The organism is Phenylobacterium sp. (assembly GCF_031412415.1).
Lineage (GTDB): Bacteria > Pseudomonadota > Alphaproteobacteria > Caulobacterales > Caulobacteraceae > Phenylobacterium.
This window is the reverse complement of record NZ_JANOCX010000160.1, coordinates 1-1,967: the sequence shown is the minus strand read 5'-3', so window position 1 is coordinate 1,967 and position 1,967 is coordinate 1. Positions and strand designations below refer to the sequence as shown.

3 protein-coding genes are annotated in these 1,967 nt (G+C 66.8%); 2 read left to right on the top strand and 1 reads right to left on the bottom strand.

The genetic code is table 11. The annotated features are described in order from the left end of the window. Positions 1-776: sensor histidine kinase (locus tag RMO04_RS07700; RefSeq protein ID WP_309644199.1), on the top strand; the 776-nt coding region annotated here is incomplete at its 5' end. Between the two features lie 38 nt (positions 777-814). Continuing rightward, positions 815-1,231, top strand: a complete 417-nt coding sequence (locus RMO04_RS07695) for a response regulator (protein ID WP_309644198.1) — start codon at positions 815-817, stop codon at positions 1,229-1,231. 216 nt (positions 1,232-1,447) lie between these two features. On the opposite strand, the gene RMO04_RS07690 is transcribed toward RMO04_RS07695, so the two are convergent. Continuing rightward, on the bottom strand, positions 1,448-1,967 hold a 520-nt coding region (locus RMO04_RS07690; RefSeq protein WP_309644197.1), incomplete at its 5' end, for a Uma2 family endonuclease.

Sequence of the window (1,967 nt, the reverse complement as noted above, 5' to 3'; positions counted from 1 at the left end):
ATCAGACCCGGCTGCTCGTCGCCCTGTCAGACGTCACCGAGGTCAGAGCCGACGCGGCTCTTAAGGAGAAGGAGGCACGCCACAACATTGTCCTGCTGCAGGAGGTGCGCCACCGGGTCGCGAACAGCCTTCAGATCATCGCCAGCGTCTTGCTGCAGAATGCCCGCAAGGCCCCCTTTGAGGAAACGCGTGGCCACCTGACGGACGCCCATCACAGGGTCATGTCCGTGGCGGCGTTGGAGCGGCTGCTCTCGACCTCGGACGAAGGCGATGTCGATGTGCACGCCTATTTCACCGCCTTGTGCGAGAGCATCACGGCCTCGATGATCGGCGAGACGGGCAACGTCACCTTGACGGTCGATGGCGGCGACGGTGTCATCGACGCGCGGGTTTCGGTCAGCCTGGGCCTCATCATCACCGAGCTGGTGATCAACGCCTTGAAGCATGCCTTCCCCGACGGTCGATCGGGCAGGATCACCATCGACTACAGTTTTCACGGCCCGAACTGGATCCTGTGCGTTCGAAACGACGGGGTTGGAATGCCGCTGGTCCCCCCTGACCGAACCGGCCTGGGAACGAGCATCGTCGAGGCCCTTGCGAGACAGTTGAACGCCTCGGTGACGACCGTGCCTGAACATCCCGGAACCAAGGTCTCGATCGAACACACGCAGATCGCCCTGGTTCGCGAAGAGCCCGATCGTGCCTCGCACTCCTTTCCAAAGACCCAGGCCGCCCCCGCCGCCGCGAAGCGCCAAGGTAAGAAGGACCGATCATGACCGACGTGCAGCCCCCTCAGAAGACCGGCCAGACCCTGATGATCGTCGAAGACGAAGCCTTGGTGGCGATCGTCCTCAGGGACGTTCTGTCCGAAGCCGGCTACCATGTCCTTGACCTCACGACGCGACACGCCGAGGCCCTTGAGGTCGCAAGGGCCTGCAAGCCGGACCTTGCGCTGGTCAACATCCGCCTCGCCGGTCGCGACGACGGCATCGAGCTGGCGGTGCAACTGAAGGCGTTGGACATCCCTGTGGTCTTCATCAGCGGTCAGGTCAGCCGGGCGCGGTCGGCCGCGACCGTCGCGGTCGCATCCATGCCCAAGCCCTATGACGCCGACGAGATGGCGCTCGCAGTGGCGTATCTTCTGGCGCGCCTCAAAGGACCGACATCTTTGCCGCGACCGGACAAGCTTGAGGTGTTCGCTGAAGACTTGGAGCTGGCGCCTGCCGCCTGAGGCTTCGACTGCGTTGACCCACACCCTCAGCTCATCTCGGCGAAGGCCGGGACCCAGTTTCCCGCCCTCCGGACCAGAGTCGGGGGGTCGCCGCATCCGAGGGCGAACTGGGCCGCGGCTTGCGCCGGGATGAGCGGAGTGGGTGATGCAGGCTGACCGGAATCTGCTCCAGGCGTATCGACATCGCCCCCACGTCCAGGCCCGCCCCATGCCCCGTCACTCGCCCAGCGTCACGTCCTCGTACACCTCCGCCATCGGCAGGGTGACGCCGACCGCGGGCAGGGCGACGGCGCCGTCCAGGCCCTTGACCTCCAGCGGCTGCGGCCAGCGGCCCTCGGCGTCGCGGGTCCAGATCATGGCCTCCGCCCGGTCGGGCTCCAGCATCACGAGGTGGCGGAGCGTTGGGACCGCCCGGTACTCGTCCGCCTTGCGCAGCAGGTCGAAGCCCCGCGTCGACGGCGACAGCACCTCGAAGAACACCGTGGGTTCGGAGGTCTCGTACTCGCCCGGGCGCTGGCGACCGCAGTCGATCGTCACGTCGGGATAGCGGATGTTGCCCCGCGCCATGCGCGACGCCTGATCGGCCGTCTTTGCTCGGCACGGGCCGCCGCGCAGGTGCGCCCGCAGGAGCGCGATCAGGTTGACGACGATCTGGTCGTGGCTGTTGCTCGCCCCCGCCATGCCCTCGGGGCGGCGGTCGAACTTGAGCACCGGCCAGCCGTCGACCAGCTCCCAC

What these genes read in the sequence shown, in the direction of transcription:
- RMO04_RS07695 (WP_309644198.1), top strand. Translation starts at nt 815, where the DNA reads ATGATCGTCGAAGACGAAGCCTTGGTGGCGATCGTCCTCAGGGACGTT.